13 protein-coding genes and 2 tRNA genes are annotated in these 17,842 nt (G+C 49.5%); 5 read left to right on the top strand and 10 right to left on the bottom strand.

Features of this window, described 5'->3' with window-relative positions:
• Positions 1 to 230: 230 nt before the first annotated feature.
• Together B0I18_RS19050 and B0I18_RS19055 are read right to left on the bottom strand one after the other, a co-directional pair.
• Positions 231 to 314 (bottom strand) — tRNA-Leu (locus B0I18_RS19050).
• A gap of 224 nt (positions 315 to 538) precedes the next feature.
• The gene (locus B0I18_RS19055; protein ID WP_106524348.1) at positions 539 to 1,084 is read right to left on the bottom strand and encodes a DUF2199 domain-containing protein; all 546 of its coding nucleotides are present in this window, start codon (positions 1,082 to 1,084) and stop codon (positions 539 to 541) included.
• 114 nt (positions 1,085 to 1,198) lie between these two features.
• On the opposite strand from B0I18_RS19055, the gene B0I18_RS19060 reads away from it, so the two are divergent.
• Positions 1,199 to 1,558 (top strand): hypothetical protein, encoded by a 360-nt coding sequence (locus B0I18_RS19060; protein ID WP_181358530.1) that lies wholly within the window; start codon positions 1,199 to 1,201, stop codon positions 1,556 to 1,558.
• A gap of 62 nt (positions 1,559 to 1,620) precedes the next feature.
• Here the strand turns inward: B0I18_RS19060 and B0I18_RS19065 are convergent, their stop codons facing one another.
• Both B0I18_RS19065 and B0I18_RS19070 read right to left on the bottom strand, forming a co-directional pair.
• Positions 1,621 to 2,274 carry a hypothetical protein gene (locus B0I18_RS19065; protein WP_106524350.1) on the bottom strand — a complete coding sequence of 218 codons (654 nt, stop codon included), beginning with the start codon at positions 2,272 to 2,274 and terminating at the stop codon, positions 1,621 to 1,623.
• 113 nt (positions 2,275 to 2,387) lie between these two features.
• Positions 2,388 to 2,471, bottom strand: a tRNA-Leu gene (locus tag B0I18_RS19070).
• A 176-nt stretch (positions 2,472 to 2,647) separates the two neighbouring features.
• Here B0I18_RS19070 and B0I18_RS19075 point away from each other — a divergent pair.
• A complete protein-coding gene (locus B0I18_RS19075) occupies positions 2,648 to 6,040 on the top strand; it encodes a DUF7948 domain-containing protein (protein WP_106524351.1) in 3,393 nt (1,130 codons plus the stop codon).
• Between the two features lie 38 nt (positions 6,041 to 6,078).
• A complete protein-coding gene (locus B0I18_RS19080) occupies positions 6,079 to 7,215 on the top strand; it encodes a DNA polymerase III subunit (protein ID WP_106524352.1) in 1,137 nt (378 codons plus the stop codon).
• A 68-nt stretch (positions 7,216 to 7,283) separates the two neighbouring features.
• On the opposite strand, the gene darH is transcribed toward B0I18_RS19080, so the two are convergent.
• The 3 genes from darH to B0I18_RS19095 form a co-directional block, all read right to left on the bottom strand.
• On the bottom strand, positions 7,284 to 8,288 hold the full coding sequence (gene darH / locus B0I18_RS19085) for a BtrH-related acyltransferase DarH (protein ID WP_106524353.1): 1,005 nt from the start codon (positions 8,286 to 8,288) through the stop codon (positions 7,284 to 7,286).
• A 34-nt stretch (positions 8,289 to 8,322) separates the two neighbouring features.
• Entirely contained in the window at positions 8,323 to 8,727 is a 405-nt protein-coding gene (gene DarG, locus B0I18_RS19090) for a flexirubin biosynthesis protein DarG (RefSeq protein WP_106524354.1), read from the bottom strand.
• Between the two features lie 183 nt (positions 8,728 to 8,910).
• Positions 8,911 to 9,345, bottom strand: a complete 435-nt coding sequence (locus B0I18_RS19095; RefSeq protein ID WP_106524507.1) for a TraR/DksA family transcriptional regulator — start codon at positions 9,343 to 9,345, stop codon at positions 8,911 to 8,913.
• Positions 9,346 to 9,490: 145 nt separating this feature from the next.
• On the opposite strand from B0I18_RS19095, the gene B0I18_RS25145 reads away from it, so the two are divergent.
• The gene (locus B0I18_RS25145) at positions 9,491 to 10,018 is read left to right on the top strand and encodes a hypothetical protein (protein ID WP_181358531.1); all 528 of its coding nucleotides are present in this window, start codon (positions 9,491 to 9,493) and stop codon (positions 10,016 to 10,018) included.
• Here the strand turns inward: B0I18_RS25145 and ileS are convergent.
• From ileS to B0I18_RS19115, 3 genes are all read right to left on the bottom strand, one after another.
• On the bottom strand, positions 10,002 to 13,475 hold the full coding sequence (gene ileS, locus B0I18_RS19105) for an isoleucine--tRNA ligase (protein WP_106524355.1): 3,474 nt from the start codon (positions 13,473 to 13,475) through the stop codon (positions 10,002 to 10,004). The genes B0I18_RS25145 and ileS overlap by 17 nt on opposite strands.
• A 125-nt stretch (positions 13,476 to 13,600) precedes the next feature.
• Complete coding sequence (gene hisS, locus B0I18_RS19110) at positions 13,601 to 14,986, bottom strand: histidine--tRNA ligase (RefSeq protein ID WP_106524356.1); 1,386 nt, start codon at positions 14,984 to 14,986, stop codon at positions 13,601 to 13,603.
• A 52-nt stretch (positions 14,987 to 15,038) separates the two neighbouring features.
• A complete protein-coding gene (locus B0I18_RS19115) occupies positions 15,039 to 15,518 on the bottom strand; it encodes a low molecular weight protein-tyrosine-phosphatase (RefSeq protein WP_245882120.1) in 480 nt (159 codons plus the stop codon).
• 363 nt (positions 15,519 to 15,881) lie between these two features.
• Between B0I18_RS19115 and B0I18_RS19120 the strand changes: the two genes are divergently transcribed.
• The gene (locus B0I18_RS19120) at positions 15,882 to 17,744 is read left to right on the top strand and encodes a polysaccharide biosynthesis protein (RefSeq protein ID WP_245882121.1); all 1,863 of its coding nucleotides are present in this window, start codon (positions 15,882 to 15,884) and stop codon (positions 17,742 to 17,744) included.
• Positions 17,745 to 17,842: the final 98 nt, after the last annotated feature.

The raw sequence follows: 17,842 nt of genomic DNA on the forward strand, positions 1-17,842 counted from the left end.
TAGCTGCCAGGCCATGTAAATTCGTAGTGAGACACTAAGAATAGCTAAGCAAATAAATAGGGGTCTGGCAAAATGATGATTCGTTTTAAGAACAAAGCATTTATTGCATGGTTCCATTCTATGCCATACAGTGTTGGGCTTAATGCTCGTGTGAAACAGGCGGGAATGCTTAAGGGGCGGGAGTTGCGGGAAATAAAAAAGCCTCAACGAAAGTTGAGGCTTTTTCCAGGTGCCCAGGACTGGATTCGAACCAGCACATCCTTGCGAACGCTGCGACCTGAACACAGTGCGTCTACCAATTTCGCCACCTGGGCTTCCCGTTGGGGAGTGCAAATGTAGGGAAAATGTTTTGATTCCAGCAAATTTTTAAATGGCAATATTTTACAAGGACTGTATTGGGTCACAAAAACCACCTGTTAGGACGCCGGATGTTGGTTTGGAGCCGGCCTGGTTTGAAGTGGCCGGTCACTTGCAGCAGCGAAATGCGATCTTAAAAAATGGTATAACGGCTTACTGGGCGCAGCTCTTTAAGGGACGCTTACCCCGATTGGTCTTTGCACCTATTGATACGCTTTTCCGCCTCCGCAATTGTTATCCCGTTTTGCCAATCCAGGATAAATGGGTGGTCGCTCTCGTACGGAACCAGTTCTGGTCTCAGCCCACCGCTTTTCGTAATTACCTGTACATGCAATTCCAGGGTGCTTGTTGCATACTCCGGGATATCATTACTGATCCTGCCGAAATAGGTTTTTCCTGCTGTATTGTTTTTGAATTCGGCGGCGTATTCATCATAACTTTTTTCGCTCAGAGAAACCCAGATGCCATAATCTAAGTCTTCGCAGGCATCATTGACCTGGAGCGTCAATGTGGCCCTGATAAACCGGTCCGTTTGCTCTTCGTGTTCAATAACACAGAAGTCCTCGGATAGTGTCGCCATGCGTGCTTTATCTGTTTCGTTTAAGACTTCGTAGTAGAAGGGCGTTGTAAACCCGATAGCCGGGAGCTTGTCGTGGAACTCCCCGCATTTAGCACATTTAGAAGGCGCCCCCTTCCTGCGGTTTCTGAAAAAATCAAAGATGGCCATAGGTTAAAAATAAATATTTTTGCGGGGTTTATGGGCGTGTGTTTTATGTTTTGTAGCATAAAAACGGTGTTGTGATGATGCGCAAAAGAACCGATAATTTTTTTAATGACATTTATGGCATCAAACAGGGAAGTGGCGGCACTACTGCAGAATGTGCTGAAAATTTTCAGGGAAAACAGGAGTGGCCCGGAAATCCTTGATGCGCTTACTATACAGGAAATTATTCACCCGTCTTTTGAAACAAGGTATCTGGCCCATAGCGTTGATTTTGATTTTGAGGTAAGGAGTATGGAAATGCCGGGGAAAAATGAATATATCTTTTTCCTGGAGGCTGGTGATGGAAGCCCATATAGGGCGGTGTTTATTTACGAAGGGAAATGGTATTTAAAATCATTTCTCTTCCAATGCCAGGGCTGCTTTGGCGATGACGATACATGTCTGGTTTGCGGTGGGGAGGGATGGGGTGTTCTCTAAATAAGCCAGTTTATGCCGCTGCGATGGTTTTCGTTTCCCTGTTGTGGAAGAAGAATTTAATATTACAGGTCTAAAGCATTACTCCAGATAATACGTTCCGGCTTGTCTTCAGTATCACGTCTTGCTGGGTTTTTTCTCCATAAAAAATCACCATCATAAATATCAGCAATTAGCTTGAGACCCATCCGGGTGGGACCGGGCCGTGGAATAACATGCGGGTCAGTATTGGTGTAGTAGTCAGCGTTGCAGATTACGTCCATATAAAAGGTACTGTTGCCACCTTCTTTCAATTCTTGTACGGTGAGAAAATTGCTATCGCAACCCCAGAATAGAAATTCAACGAGTTTATTGTCGAGTAACAGGTGGTCGCCTTTAGAGCAGGTCATCATGTACAGGAACGCGGATCGCTTCCCGGTATTGCTTATCTTGATTTTAAGCTTATAAACCCGCTTGCCGGGCAGAAGAGGATTACCCCTTTCGAGCAATTCCTGAAACCATAGACCTTTATAGGGATAGGTGTAAAGGGAGTCGACCGTGATTTCGATTTTGAGCGGGAAGTCTTCTGCTTGTCTGGCGGAACTCGTGTCGCCTTTTATAAGAAAGAAAAATGCGAAGAATAGGGGCAGGTATTTCATAAGCTGATTGTGGGTGAATGCGGTCCCGTGAAAATCATTTTTGCTGTAAAGTGCTCCGGAAAGCATCTTGATCCTGCTCATAACTTTTTAAGTTGATCCTTACTTTCTCGCAGCGCCGCGACACTGCGAGAACATAAATTTAGAATAGCCCCAAAAATAAAAAAGCCTCAACTTTCGTTGAGGCTTTTTCCAGGTGCCCAGGACTGGATTCGAACCAGCACATCCTTGCGAACGCTGCGACCTGAACACAGTGCGTCTACCAATTTCGCCACCTGGGCTTCCCGTTGGGGAGTGCAAAGGTAAGAAAAATGTTTTGAAACCCGCAAATTTTTTTTGAAATCCATATCCACCGGCAAAAAAATCCTGTTTTCCAACGTTTTGTTAAAGAGCCCTGTCTATGCAATAAGACATAATATCTTTTTTGTAAAGACATTATCTCTTTTAACCGAATCGCATGAATAAGATCTTTACTCCTTTACTCACCCTTATTATATTATGGGGGGCAGGTTTGGCGGCCTGCGCCCATACGCCAACCGGCAGCACGATCGATTTTATAGAGAACCACCGGCAATTTCCCGACCAGGTGTTGTATAAAGCATTCGTGCCTGGCGGCGCGCTTTTCCTTACGGGCAAAGGCTTTACCTATACCTACTACAATGTGGCCGACCTGGACCGTATTCATGATAAACGGCACGAAGGCGGCGACGTCAGCCAGGAGCCCGTACGTTTTCATGCCTACCAGGTTAATTTCCTGGGCGCCGACGAGCAGGCCCTGAGCCAGCCTGAAACAAAAAGAAGTTACCACCACAATTATTTCCTGGGCAACGATCCGGCACGCTGGGCGGGCGATGTGCCGCTGTATGGCAAGGTTACCCGTAAGCAGGTGTATAAAGGTATCGATGCGGTGGTGTACAGTAAAGGCAGCGCGGTTAAATACGACTTTATGGTCGATGCGGGTATCGATCCATCAGTGATCAGGCTGCAGTTCGAAGGTGTAACGCCCAGGCTGCAACGGAATGGCAGCCTGTTGTTACAGACATCGGTCAATACCGTAACCGAGCAGGCGCCTTATGCCTACCAGGTAATCGGCGATAAGGAAGTAAAAGTGCCCTGCCGGTATAAACTTAGCAGCGATGCCGTGGTATCGTTCGAATTGCCTTCGGGATACAACAAACACTATCCGCTGGTAATCGACCCGGTGCTTGTGTTCAGCACCTTTAGCGGTGGCAGCGCTATGACCTATGGCTTTAGCGCTACCTATGATACCGCAGGCAGCCTGTATGCCGGTGGCGAGTGTTTTGGCGTAGGCTGGCCGGTAACTACCGGCGCCTACCAGGTAAACTTTGGCAATGGGGTGGATGCCGGTGTCAATAAATACAGTCCGAACGGCAATATCCTGGTGTACTCCACCTACTATGGCGGCAGCGGGCAGGACCTGCCTACCAATATGATCGTCAACAACCAGGGTGAACTGGTTATTTGCGGATCGACCTCTTCCACTAATCTGCCGGTACCAACGGGCTGTTATGACAACACCTACAACGGCGGTTCGGCCGATATCTTTATTGCCCGGTTCAGTGTTAGCGGCAGCAATTTGCTGGCGGCAACCTATATCGGCGGCAGCAGCGCCGAAGGACAGAACGTAGGCAGCCTGAGCCCCAACTACGGCGATGCCAGCCGTGGCGAGGTATTGACCGATAGTGTTGGCAATATCTATATCGCGGCGAGTAGCTCGTCGGGCAATTTTCCCGTTACATCTTCTGCATTCCAGGGGACCCTGGGCGGTTGGCAGGATGGGGTGATCTGTAAGTTCAACGCGGGCTTAAGCAACCTGCTTTACAGCACCTTCCTCGGGGGCAGCAGCGACGATGCCTGTTTTTCGCTGGTATTCAACAGCAGCGGCGAAGTGGTGGTTTGCGGTGGTACCATGAGCCCCAATTTCCCGACTACATCGGGTACCGTACACCCTGCGTTCCAGGGCGGTCTCGCCGATGGTTTTGTCAGCATCCTGAACCTGGGTACCGGTTTGGTACATTCCACCTACCTGGGCACCAACCAGTATGATCATGCTTTTAAAGTACAGATCGATCCTGCTAACGATATTTATGTATGCGGGCAAACAGCGGGCAACTATCCCGTTTCTTCCGGTGTATATTCGATTACGGGCGGCGATATTTTTATCGATAAACTCTCGCCTAATCTCAGTAGCTCCATGTTGTCTACCCGGCTGGGTAATACCACGGGTACTAAATTTGTACCTACGGCTTTCCTGCACGACAACTGCGGCAATACTTACCTCTGCGGCTTCAGGGCGGGCAATACCCTGCCCGTTACCCCCAATGCCTTCCAGAGTGCGCCGGTATACGGCTTTTGGCTGGGCGCGCTGGGCCCGGGTTTCACCAATCTCCTGTACGGTACCTATATCGGTACCAGCGGCGATCATGTGGACGGCGGCTCGAGCAGGTTCGATCCCAAGGGTATTATCTATCACTCGGTATGTACCAATAGCGCTGCCTTCCCGACGACTACAGGTAGTTGGGCCCCGGTAAAGCTCAATGGTACCTATGACATCGCCAGCTTCAAATTCAATACAGACGTAAGCGCTATCGACGCGGCCTTTGCCCTGGCCAATAATGCCAGCGATACCGGTTGTGCGCCTTATTCGCTGCAGTTTACCAATCTCTCGACCGGCAGCTCCAGTTATCTCTGGGATTTTGGCGACGGTACCCCGGGCAGTACCCTGGCCGAGCCCTCCCATACGTTCGAGGCAGGAGCACACCTGGTAAAACTGATCGCCTATGCGCCCCTGGGTTGCGCCCTGGCCGATACGGCCGAAATGATGATCTATGTAAAACCGGGCAATAAGCCACGGCTTATCCTCAACGATACTTTTATCTGCGCGGCTGCGCCCCTGCAGCTTACCGCCCAGGTGTCCAATGTGTCTACTGCCATGGGATTCCATTGGGAGCCGGTTGCAGCTATACTTTCTAATCCAAACCTGCCTACCGTATCGGTCAACCCCGCAGCCAGCAATACTTTTATGGTATACATCAGTAATGCGGCAACGGGCGAATGCGTGGATACCGCTATGGGCACGGCACATATACGCATACACGATAACAACGGGATGTATGCCCTGCCCGGCGATACTACCATCTGTCCCGGCGATACGGTACTGATGCGTGCTTTTGGCGGACGGCATTATACCTGGTCGCCCCTGTTTACGATCGATAATATACACAATGCCACGGCCCGGGCCTGGCCCGAAACCGACCGGCAATACAAAGTGCTGATCGAAGGCGATTCGGGTTGTACTATTGAACGCGCGGTCAATATCCGGCTGGTGCCACCGATGCAACTGGATGCAGGTCCCGACCTGGATGTGAAGTACGGTGAATCGATCACCATCCAGGCTTCGAGCAATAACCCCGTAAGCTGGACGCCGGCCTCGGAGGTACATCCGGCCAATGGCATTAACCCGGTGGTAAGCCCCGCTAAAACTACGACCTATTATGTAACGGCCATTACGCCCGAAGGCTGTATCGTAACCGACTCGGTAACGATTCATGTAACCAATGCGGTGCTGCCGAATGCCTTTACGCCCAATGGCGACGGGGTAAATGATTACTTCCAGTTGCTGCCTGTGGATGACCGGGTAAAACTGCGGGAAATGAGTATCTATAACCGTTTCGGACAAAGGGTGTTCTTTACCCGCAACATCGCGGAACAATGGGATGGCACGCATAACGGCAAACCGGCCGACCTGGATACGTATTATTATTATGCCGAGTACAAGATCGGTGAAAGAACTTATAAGCTGAAAGGCGACGTGACCTTGCTGCGCTAAATGTGTCCCGGTAAAAATATCCCGCTTATCTTTGCCTCATGCAATTCAGCGATGTTACAGGGCAGCATGCCGCCAAGGAAGGCTTGCTTACGTTATGGCATTCCGGCAAGTTGCCGCATGCTATGATGATATTGGGTAAAGAAGGTACCGGCGGACTGCCGCTGGCGCTGGCCCTGGCGCAATATGTATTCTGCGAGCAAAAACAGGGCAACGATTCCTGCAATCAATGTGCCGGCTGCAGCAAGGTAAAAAAGCTGGCGCATCCCGATTTGCATTTCAGTTTTCCATCAGTGGCGCCCAAACCCGGCGCCAAGCCGTCGAGCGCGCATTACATGAACGAGTTTCGGGAGTTTATACACCAATCGCCCTATGGCACTACGTTTGAGTGGCTCCAGTTTATCAATGCAGAAAATAAGCAAGGTAATATTACGGCCGACGAGTGCCGCGAGATCATCGATACACTTAACCTCACCTCCTTCGAAGGCGGGTATAAGATACAGGTCATCTGGCGCCCCGAATACCTCGGTAAGGAAGGCAATATCCTGCTGAAGCTGATCGAAGAGCCACCGGCGAATACCCTGATCATCATGGTGGCCGAGGACCTGGAAAGCGTACTGAAGACCATTCTTTCCCGTACCCAACAGGTAAACCTGCTGCCGCTTACCGTAAGGGAAATAGAGGAGGCGCTGCGTAAAAGAGGCGTGGAAGAGCGTAAGGCCATACAGGTGGCACACCTGGCCGAAGGCAGCTTCTCGGGCGCATTGCAGCTGTTGCAGTATACCGGCAGCGACCTGCTGGCGCCACTCCGCGACTGGTTCAACGGTATTTTTACCAACAACGGCATTACCCTTAATAAATGGGTGGAAGACATGGCCAAAACAGGCCGGGAACAACAAAAGAACTTCCTCATCTATACCGAACAATTGCTGGCCCATGCCATGCGCATCAGCCTGATACCGGGTTACCATGCGCCGTTGCCGGCCGACGAAGCCACCTTTGCCGGTAAGCTGGCCCAGCGCAATTTTGCGCCTTCGGTTTACGAAGCTATGCGTACCCTTATCGACAAAACCATCTACCATATCGAACGGAATGCCCACTCCAAAACACAGCTGTTGCACCTGTCTATCCAGATGCAATACTGTATACAAGGCGTGCCGTTTAAGTTATATCCCTGATGGTACAACGGGGAAACACAAAGGCCGTGCTGCACAGCACGGCCTTTGTGTTTTTATCCCGGTCAGGATCAGGAAAAGCGAACGGCTTTCAGGTCCTTGAAGAATTGTTTTTCGGTATCGCCGATCCCGCGCAGCAATGCGCTCAGCTCTTTGTAAGAAACAAGATCGCTTTCGCGGGCCTTGCAGATACGGGCCGCGCTATAGGCAAAGTTTCGCCATTGATCGCCCATTTTAGTACAACGTTCGGAGAGCTTGCCCAGCTCGTTATGGCTAAGGTACTGCGCCGCTTCCTGCAGGAAGGCAGCATACAGGAACCGGAAGCCGCCACCGCCGGTACCGATCTCTTCCTGCATCCGGATAATATTGCCGAGATACAGGGTACATTGCCTCGGTGTCAGCTTCTCCGGATATTTTTCAATCTTGTTGGCCAGGGTGTAAATCGCGTTAATGCCAAACCAGGGTACCGGTGGCGAGGACATGAAAAAACAGGTTTGTTTGATCCCGTCCTTAATGCCTTTGGCCAGGTCTATGGTATCGGGCGCCTCGGTGATATAATACATTTTACCCTTGGGCTCGGGAAAGCCTTTGGCAAAACGGGCCCTTGCCAGGTCGTCGTACCCGATCTGCGAGGTACCCTCGAGTATTGGGTCGCTTACCAGGTACTGACCGTTTTCTTTGCCATATACCACGAGGTTATGTGCATTAAAGTGAAAACGAAAAGCTTCGGGCAGGTAATTCAGATAGTATACACCGGCAATCATACCCACGGGTATATTACGGGCAAGTGCCTGGTCGAGCGCTTCCATGGCTTTGGCCTCGTTGCTGAATTTTTCGGTATGGATCTTAAGTCCCAGGCGTTGGGTTACCCGTTTAAAAATATAACCCGGCCATATGCGGAAGGTCGTGCCCGGTATGCCGCTTACTTTTACAAAGGGCAGGTGGCCGAAAAAGATCCCGGCGCCGATCCCGAAGGTCATCGGTTCGGAAAGCGCGATGCCGCTATGCTTTAATAAATTGGAGGTCACGCCGCTTTCGCAATGTGCGTGCTGCTGGTGGATGAATTGCTCTGCCAAGGGATGTTGTAATTATAAGAGATGATGAAGGGGCTTATTGTCCGAAGCGTACCAGGCTGTCTACAGGTATATTGAAGACCCGGGCATAACGGTTGAGCGTATCCTGGTCCAGTTTGCGGAATACTGCGGGTTTGAAATGACGTTTGATCTGCCATTGCCATTTACCCATATGCCGGGCCAGTATGGGCAGTTCCATCAGGTGTTTGTGCATGAAGTAGGCTATCGGACTGAGCTCGCCATTCCTTACCCGGGCTTCGATCTCCTGGAGTTCCTCCAGCACGGCTTCCCAGGCCTGGCGTGTGGCCATATTCTCCACTTCCCAGCCTTCGGAGTTGACCTGGGTATAACTGCCGTCTTCTTTCGTAGCGTACATCAGTTTATGGATCTGGCTCTTGCCTTTATAATCCTCCTTATCCTGGGGTACTTCATTTTCTTTCATAGTCTTCCTGTTTTAGGACGGATAAAATGCCCTGGGGCAAACAACCGGGCATAAAATTACTACTTCATGATTAAAAAATAAACAACATTAACCGGCCTGCTATTGCGTGCCGTGGATAGCTGTCAAACAAAACGCTTCGCAAGAAGCGAAGCGTTCGGGTATTGTGAATAAAAATAGCACTACTTATTTGTTCATCAGCTTTTTGGCGTCGATGCTCAGCGTAGCGTGCGGCACGGCGCGTAAACGGGCCTTGTCGATCAGCTTACCGGTTACCCGGCAGATACCGTAAGTTTTGTTTTCAATACGGATCATCGCCTTTTCGAGGTGGTTGATGAACTGGATCTGGCGGCCGGCCAACTGGGAGAGCTGCTCTCTTTCCATAGCGCCACTACCATCTTCCATATGGTTGAAGCGGTTATCGGTATCATCGGTACCGGCTTCATCCTTACGGGTAATCAGGCCTTGCAGGTAGGCCAGTTCCTTGCGGGCATTATCGAGCCTTTTAATGATCAGCTCTTTGAATTCGTTCAACTCTTCATCGCTGTAACGATAAACCGGACCTGAACTTTGCTCGGGTTCGTCCAGCAGTGAACGAACGGATGGGTTATATTCTTTCATAGTTAATCTACTATCTTCTGTTTTTTCAACTTTCTCAATTTTCCGGTGTGCAATTACGACACCCGGCTTAGGAGCGGTTTTTCGAGGTAATTGCCGTACGGCGTCGATAATTTCTGAACGGGCAGAAGGTACTGCGGCGCTTACTTTGGGCATTACTTTTTTATGTACAAGCTTGGCTGCGGGTTCTTTAGCGGCAACGGGAGCCTTGGCGGGTGGTGTTTTCACCGCTGTTTCCGGCTTTTTTGCTGCTGCAGCAGGTTTTACTTTTTCTGGGGTGGCTTTTACAGCAACCGGCGCTGCTTTTTTAACGGGCATTGCTTTAGGAGGCGCCGCTTTGGCGACTGTTTTCTTTACAGGAGTTGCGGCTACCTTTTTGGCTGGTGCGGCTTTTTTTGCGGGTACCGCTTTAGCGGCTACGGCCTTTTTAGCCGGCGCTGTCTTTGTTACCGGTGCAGCTTTTTTCGCTGGTGTACTCTTTTTTACTGGCGCACTTTTTTTCGGCGCTGCTTTTGCGGCAGGTACACTACTTTTCTTGGCAGGGGTTGCCTTTTTCGCAGCCACAGTCTTCTTTGCTGGTGCAGCTTTCTTCGCAGCCGGTTTCGCTGGCGCCGCCTTTTTTGCCGATTTAGAAGCTGTTGTCTTTTTTGTGGCCATGATTATGAGTTTTTTGTAATTAACACTTTAAGAGTGACATCATTTACTTCGATCTCAACTCCGTTTTCTTTAATTGAACTAACCAAATCAATTGTATCTGCCAAAATTTCGGCACGAATATAATCATTAAAGTTTACGATTGCAGGTTTTAACGGGGCAAAATCTTCAATGTTTACGGCTATCCTGTCGGTTAGTTCCAGTCCGCTGTCCTTCCTTATTTTCTGTATCCTGTTTACCAGTTCACGCGCATTTCCTTCGTCCTGCAGCTCCGGCGTAACCGTAATATCCAGGGCTACGGTCAGGTTGTCCTTATTGGCTACCGACCATCCGGGTATATCGTCGGCGATGATCTCCACGTCGGCGATACCGATGGTTACGGGTTCGCCGTTCAGTACCAGTTCCAGTTGTTTTTCCTGTTCGAGCAGGGCAATCTCTTCCTGGCCCAGGCCATTGATGGCGGCGGCGGCGGCTTTCATTTTGCTCCCCAGCCTTGCACCCAGCGACTTAAAGTCGGGCTTGATCTTCTTTTTGATAAAGCCGTCGTTGGCTGCCAGGTATTCGATGGATTTTACATTTACTTCGGATAAAACAATCGGTTCTATCGCTTCGATCTGGTGGCGTATATGTTCGTTCAGTACGGGTATCAGTACCTTCTGTAAAGGTTGGCGTACTTTGATATTCACTTTCTTGCGTATAGACAAAACAAGTGAAGAAATGTTTTGCGCCAGTTGCATTCTTTCTTCCAGGTCTTTATCTACCGCGCTGTCGTCGCATACCGGGAAGTCGGCATGGTGTACCGATTCTGCCGTATGCAGCCCGCTTACCGCGTTCAGGTTGTTGAACAACCAGTCGGCGAAGAAAGGCGATACGGGAGCAATGAGCAGCGCCAGTTTTTCCAGGCATTCGTATAAGGTCTGGTACGCGCAGATCTTGTCGTGCTCGTATTCTCCTTTCCAGAAACGGCGGCGGCAAAGGCGTACATACCAGTTGCTCAGGTGTTCGTCGAGGAACAGTTCTATAGCGCGACCGGCCTGGGTAGGCTCGTAATCGTCCATCGAACGGGTTACTTCGGCTACCAGGGTATTGAGCGAGGATAAGATCCAGCGGTCTATCTCCGGCCGTTCTGCCAACGGTATATAGGCCTCTTTAAACGAGAAGCCGTCTACATTGGCATACAGGGCGAAGAACTGGTACGTATTATATAAGGTGCCGAAAAACTTACGCTGTACTTCTTCGATACCTTTTACATCGAACCGCAGGCTGTCCCAGGGCGATGCATTGGTGATCAGGTACCAGCGGGTAGCGTCGGCGCTGTATTTTTCTATGGTTTCAAACGGATCGACCACATTGCCCAACCGTTTGCTCATTTTATTGCCATTCTTATCCAGCACCAGGCCGTTGGATACTACGGTTTTGTAGGCCAGGCCGGGGTATTTGTCTTCAGGGGCAGCGATGCCGGCTTTGGCCAGTTCTTCCTGTACCGATTCTTTCAGCAAGGCGCCCAGCGCATGCAGGGTATAGAACCAGCCTCGGGTCTGGTCCACGCCTTCCGCGATAAAGTCGGCCGGGTAGTTATCGGCAAATACTTTTTTGTCGCCAAAAGGGAAGTGCCACTGGGCATAAGGCATGGCGCCGCTGTCGAACCAAACGTCGATCAGGTCGGGCTCACGCAACATGACTTTGCCGGAAGGCGAAACCAGTTTGATATGATCTACATAAGGTTTGTGCAGGTCGGACGTAAGGTGTTGTACATCGCTGCCGGCAGGCATTACCCCCGCATCGATCGCCTTTTGTAATTCTGTTTTCAGTTGTTCGATGGAACCGATGCAGATCTGTTCTTCGCCATCTTCGCTTGCCCATATCGGCAGCGGAGTGCCCCAGAAGCGGCTACGGCTCAGGTTCCAGTCTACCATATTCTCCAGCCAGTTGCCAAAACGGCCCTCGCCGGTAGCTTTGGGTTTCCAGTTGATGGTCTTGTTCAGGCCTACCATCCTGTCTTTCAGGGCAGTAGTGCGTATAAACCAGGCATCGAGCGGGTAGTACAACACGGGTTTGTCGGTACGCCAGCAATGCGGGTAGCTGTGCTCGTATTTTTCCACTTTAAAGGCGCGGCCTTCGAGTTTCAGTTTTACGGCTATATCCACATCTACATCGGCATAGGCCGGGTCGTCCTTGTAGTTTTTTACATAACGGCCGGCAAATTCACCGCTGTTTTCGACAAATTTGCCCTGTTTATCTACCAGGGTAAACATGCCGATATTGTTTTTCATGCCTACCTTATAGTCATCCGCACCAAATGCCGGTGCGGTATGTACGATACCGGTACCGTCTTCGGTGGTTACGAAGTCGCCGAGGATCACGCGGAAGGGATCGCCACCGCTCAGTTCGGGTTTATTGCTTTCGAAAGGCAGCAGTTGTTCGTAACGGATGCCCTCGAGCGCTTTACCTTTATATTCGGCTATGATTTTATACGGAAGCTGTTTCTTCTTGACCAGGTGGTCGAAAGCAGCTTTCAGCTCGCTGTTGTTTTCTACCAGGTTGTCGTCCTTGCCCCGCTCCAGCCAATTGGTGATGGCATCGAACAGGCCGTTGTTTTCGCCTTCGGTCCATTCGTCGAGGTGTTCGGGGAAGTACTTGTGCAGCAAGGCTTTGGCCAGTACTACGGCACAGGGTTTACCACTGTAAGGGTTAAAGGTCTTTACCAGCACATAGTCGATCTCCGGGCCTACAGTAAGGCCGGCATTCGAAGGCAGGGTCCAGGGAGTTGTGGTCCAGGCCATAAAGAATACTTCTTCAGAGCCTTTCACTTTTACCGTATCATTGGGTTGTACCTTGAACATGACCACGGCCGTGGTATCCTTTACATCTTTATAGGTACCCGGCTGGTTGAGCTCATGCGAACTCAGGCCCGTACCCGCGGCAGGCGAGTAGGGTTGTATGCTTACGCTTTTGTACAACAGGCCTTTTTTGTGCAGTTCGCTAAGGGCCCACCAGAGCGTTTCAATATATTTATTGTCGAAAGTGATGTACGGATCGCTGAGATCTACCCAATAACCCATTTTTTCGGTCAGGCTGTCCCATTTATCCTTAAAGCGCATAACCACTTCGCGGCACTTCCGGTTGTATTCTTCAACAGTTATTTTCTTACCGATATCTTCTTTCGTAATACCCAGTTCCTTTTCTACACCCAGTTCCACAGGCAAACCGTGCGTGTCCCAGCCGGCTTTGCGTTTTACCTGGAACCCCTGCATCGTTTTATAGCGGCATACCAGGTCCTTTAATGTACGGGAAATTACATGGTGAATTCCGGGCATACCATTGGCACTCGGAGGTCCTTCGTAAAAAACGAACGGGGTTTTCCCTTCCCTGATCTGAATGCTTTTGTCGAAAAAACTTCCCTCTTTCCATTTTGTGAGCCATGCCTGCTCTATTGCAGGCAGGTTGAGCTGTTTTGATTCCAGATATTTCTCTGCCATATATAGTACTCCCTAAGCTAAAAATTAGGCGCAAAGGTACGGAAAATACTTTAATAATTAAATTATGTAATTATTGCGTTATATTAAGGCAATGTAAGGAATCTTTATGGGAAATACAAGCCCGGCTATTGCGCTTTCGAAAGAAAATCGACGATTTCGGCTGCATTTAGCTTTTTTTGCTCGCCATTACGCATATCTTTCAGGGTAATTACGGATGCAGCCAGCTCATCGGAGCCGACAATGCCCACAAAGGGGATATTACGTTTATCGGCATATTTCATCTGCTTGTCGAATTTGGCCTTGTCCGGATAGTATTCCGACGCGATGCCGGCCTGGCGCAGCCGGGCTACATAACCCAGGATGGCCGGGGCCGCCTCGGCTTCAATATTCACGAAAATGACCTTTGTCGAGGTCGCCAGCGTATCGGGATAGAGGTTCAGCTCGGTCATTACATCATAAATACGGTCGATACCGAACGAAATGCCGACACCGGAGAGTCCTTTCAGACCAAAAAGGCCGGTAAGGTCATCATAACGGCCACCGCCGCCGATACTGCCCATTTTTACGGCCGTAGTGCTTACTTCGGTAATGATGCCGGTATAATAACTCAGGCCGCGGGCCAGGGTAAAGTCTACGACCAGCTGGCTATCCCAGTCTTTGTTTTTCAGTTGGTTGTGCAATGCTATCGTGTCCTGCAGTTCGGTAATGCCTCTCTGGGCCATGTCGCTGCCGGCCAGCAGGCTGGCCATTTCGGCCAGTTGGGCCCCGGTATCTCCTTTAATAGCCAGGTAACTGGTTATAAACCGGATTTGCTCTTCGGTAAGCCCGCGTTCCAGCAGTTCTTTTTCTACACCCTCCATGCCGATCTTGTCCAGTTTGTCGATAGCCACAGTAATATCGGCCATCAGTTCCGGTGCACCGCAGCACTCGGCCAGGCCCGCCAGTATTTTACGGCTGTTGATCTTTACCTGTATGCCGGGTACGCCCAGGCGGTTAAACGCTTCGCGGTAAATGGCCAGGAGTTCGGCCTCGTTGATCAGCGAATTACTGCCCACCACATCGGCGTCACATTGCCAGAATTCACGGTAGCGACCCCGTTGCGGGCTATCGGCCCGCCATACCGGCTGCATCTGGTACCGGCGGAAGGGGAGGGCCAGGTCGTTCTGGTGCATCACCACGTACCGGGCAAAGGGTATGGTAAGGTCGTAACGCAGGGCCCTTTCGGTAAGATTCGGATCGTTTTTTCCGGTCAGCACATTTTCAAAGGCGGCCCGGGTCTTTTCGGCCTTCACGGGGTTATTGAGCCCGTTATTGAGGATCTTGAAAATAAGCCGGTCGCCTTCATCGCCATATTTGCCCATCAGCGTGGTCAGGTTTTCCATCGAAGGCGTTTCCAGGGGCTGGTAGCCGTACAGTTCAAAAACGGTGCTGATCGTTTTCAGGATATATTGCCTGCGGCGTACGTCGCCCGGCGAAAAATCGCGGGTGCCCGTTGGTATGGAAGGTTTCATATTGCTAAAATTCTAAAATTTTTATTAAAGTTTGTGTTATATGCTTTATGTTTTAACTATGTAAAGGCGGATATATACCTTTGTACTTCCGGATAATGGCCGCGCAGGTATGTTCGATCAGGTCGTATACCGCTGCATAACCCTCTTCTTCGCCATACCAGGGATCGGGTACATTCCGGTTTTCGCCGGGATGTAATTCGTTGAGGAATAGGGTGGCTTTTTCGGAATTGAACTGCGAACCCGACATATGGCGGATCTCGTTCATGACATCGGCGGCCATTACGTAAATTTTATCATAACGGTCGAAGTCGGCCCGTTCGAAGCGGCGGGCGCGTTGTGCAGAGATGTCCACCCCGTTTTTCTGGCATATTTTTTGAGAATAAGGATGAGGTGGTTCGCCTATATGGTAAGATTCGGTACCGGCCGATGCTATATGCCATTGCAGCTGATGTTGAGCCGCCATTGTTCTCAGTATGCCTTCGGCTATGGGCGAACGGCAGATATTGCCAAGGCAGACCATTAATATGCGCATGATTTTATTTTATGATTAAAAAAATTTATGTTCCTTCGACGTCTCAACCAACATTTACGGCTTTTTGTCCGTCTTATTTAACACTGATACCCTGTATCTTACAAAAGGAACGTTTATAATGTATGCAGCAAAGCTAAGACAAGCTGCTCAAAGATGCCAACCGGCATCCATATCTTATAAACTTTAATTCATATTAGAGTACTTGAATTTTATAATAAGGCCGTAGGTATTTCCTCATTTTTTATTTATACTTTTGCAAGTGCCCCCTATAAAACAGAATTACTATTTATGGCCACTCAAAGAATACGTCTCGCACCAAGATGGATTATATTTCTTTTAGATCTGGGCTGTTGTATTATTGCAATGTCCCTCGCCTTTCTGCTGCGCTGGAATTTCAACACCACGGAAATCAGCCACTATCCCTTAATCAAGATTTTAAGTATTACAGTTGCGGTTAATGCATGTCTGCTGGTTGCTTTTAAAACTTATGCCGGTATCGTACGGTATACCTCTGTCGAAGATACAGGACGTATTCTTTCGGTAAATACCATCGTTTGCTGCATCCTGCTGCTTATTGAAAATATCTACCCGAAAGAGAACGGAACTTCCGTATTGTTCCCCAATTCGATCGTGCTGATCTATTTTTTGTGTATTAATTTTTTGTTGATCGTTTACCGCCTGTTTGTAAAAAGAGCGTTCCACTATCTCTTCACGGTAAGGCGTAAAAGTGTAAAAGCGGTATTGTACAGCGCCGGTTACGAAGGGCTGCTGGCCAAGAAAATGATCTCCGATAACCAACGCTCCGAAATTAAGGTACTGGCCTTTATTGAAGACAATGAAAAACTGATCGGGAAAATTATCGAGACCACCTCGGTGGTACGCGCCAATAAGTACAACCTCGAAAAACTGAAACGCGAGGGCGCTGAACTGCTGATCATTGCCGATCCCTATATCCGTAAACAACGCCTCAACGACCTGGTGGATATCTGTCTCGAGCTGAATATCAGGATCCAACAGGTACCTTCCAGCGAAAAATGGATCAATAATACCCTCGAACCCGACCAGCTGAAGGATGTAAACATCGAACAGCTGCTCGAACGCGACGTGATCAAGATCAAAAACGAGCAGGTCGGTAAAGAGATCAGGGGTAAAAAAGTACTGGTTACAGGCGCCGCCGGTTCGATCGGCAGCGAGATCGTACGCCAGGTGCTCCAATATAACCCGGCTATCGTGATTGCCTGCGATATGGCCGAAACGCCCCTGCACGAACTGAGAATATCATTGTCCGAAGAAGCCAAGATCAAAACCTTTATCGGCGATATCTGCGATAAGGTGCGTATGGAGCAGATCTTCGAGATCTATGCCCCGGATATGGTGTACCATGCCGCAGCCTATAAGCACGTGCCGCTGATGGAAGAACATCCTTCTGCCGCGATCGTCAACAATGTACTGGGTACCAAAATTCTTGCCGAACTGTCGGTAAGTTATGGCGTGGAGAAGTTTGTGATGGTCTCTACCGATAAGGCGGTTAACCCGACCAATGTGATGGGTGCCTCCAAACGTATTTCCGAGATCTTTACCCAATCTTACTATAAATATATTTCCCGTTCGGGTAATATTACACCGTCTTCCGCCAGCGGCCTGGCGCACCGTAATACCAAATTTATTACCACGCGTTTCGGCAATGTACTGGGGTCTAACGGTTCGGTAATACCCCGCTTTAAAAAGCAACTGGAAGAGGGCGGACCGATTACCGTTACGCACCCCGAGATAACCCGTTACTTTATGACCATTCCGGAGGCCTGTCAATTGGTACTGGAAGCGGGTACCATGGGCCACGGTGGCGAGATCTTCGTATTCGATATGGGTAGCCCGGTTAAGATCGTAGACCTGGCGAAAAAGATGATCCGGCTTTCGGGTAAAGTACCGGAGCGCGATATCAAAATTACCTACAGCGGTCTGCGTCCCGGCGAGAAACTGTACGAAGAATTGCTGAACAATTCTGAAAATACCATGCCTACCTATCATGAAAAGATCATGATCGCTACGGTAAGGGAATATGATTTTGCATCGGTTTATACCCAGGTGGAAGAACTGATCAACCTGGCGCAAAAACACTTCTTAATGGAAACGGTGGCGAAAATGAAAGAGATCGTACCCGAATTTATCAGTAACAACTCTATTTACCAGAAGCTGGATAGCAGCAATGGCGACCGCGATAAATAATAAGTACGATAAGCTAAAAAATATACTTAGAGGCCGTCTTCTGGACGGTCTTTTTTTGTGGGGATGTTAGATATTAGATGTTAGATATTAGGTGTTAG

The sequence above is a fragment of the Taibaiella chishuiensis genome (genome assembly GCF_003014535.1).
Lineage (GTDB): Bacteria > Bacteroidota > Bacteroidia > Chitinophagales > Chitinophagaceae > Taibaiella > Taibaiella chishuiensis.

What these genes read in the sequence shown, in the direction of transcription:
- B0I18_RS19055 (WP_106524348.1), bottom strand. Translation starts at nt 1,084, where the DNA reads ATGGCCATCTTTGATTTTTTCAGAAACCGCAGGAAGGGGGCGCCTTCT.
- B0I18_RS19060 (WP_181358530.1), top strand. Translation starts at nt 1,199, where the DNA reads ATGGCATCAAACAGGGAAGTGGCGGCACTACTGCAGAATGTGCTGAAA.
- B0I18_RS19065 (WP_106524350.1), bottom strand. Translation starts at nt 2,274, where the DNA reads ATGAGCAGGATCAAGATGCTTTCCGGAGCACTTTACAGCAAAAATGAT.
- B0I18_RS19075 (WP_106524351.1), top strand. Translation starts at nt 2,648, where the DNA reads ATGAATAAGATCTTTACTCCTTTACTCACCCTTATTATATTATGGGGG.
- B0I18_RS19080 (WP_106524352.1), top strand. Translation starts at nt 6,079, where the DNA reads ATGCAATTCAGCGATGTTACAGGGCAGCATGCCGCCAAGGAAGGCTTG.
- DarG (WP_106524354.1), bottom strand. Translation starts at nt 8,727, where the DNA reads ATGAAAGAAAATGAAGTACCCCAGGATAAGGAGGATTATAAAGGCAAG.
- B0I18_RS19095 (WP_106524507.1), bottom strand. Translation starts at nt 9,345, where the DNA reads ATGAAAGAATATAACCCATCCGTTCGTTCACTGCTGGACGAACCCGAG.
- ileS (WP_106524355.1), bottom strand. Translation starts at nt 13,475, where the DNA reads ATGGCAGAGAAATATCTGGAATCAAAACAGCTCAACCTGCCTGCAATA.
- hisS (WP_106524356.1), bottom strand. Translation starts at nt 14,986, where the DNA reads ATGAAACCTTCCATACCAACGGGCACCCGCGATTTTTCGCCGGGCGAC.
- B0I18_RS19115 (WP_245882120.1), bottom strand. Translation starts at nt 15,518, where the DNA reads ATGCGCATATTAATGGTCTGCCTTGGCAATATCTGCCGTTCGCCCATA.
- B0I18_RS19120 (WP_245882121.1), top strand. Translation starts at nt 15,882, where the DNA reads ATGTCCCTCGCCTTTCTGCTGCGCTGGAATTTCAACACCACGGAAATC.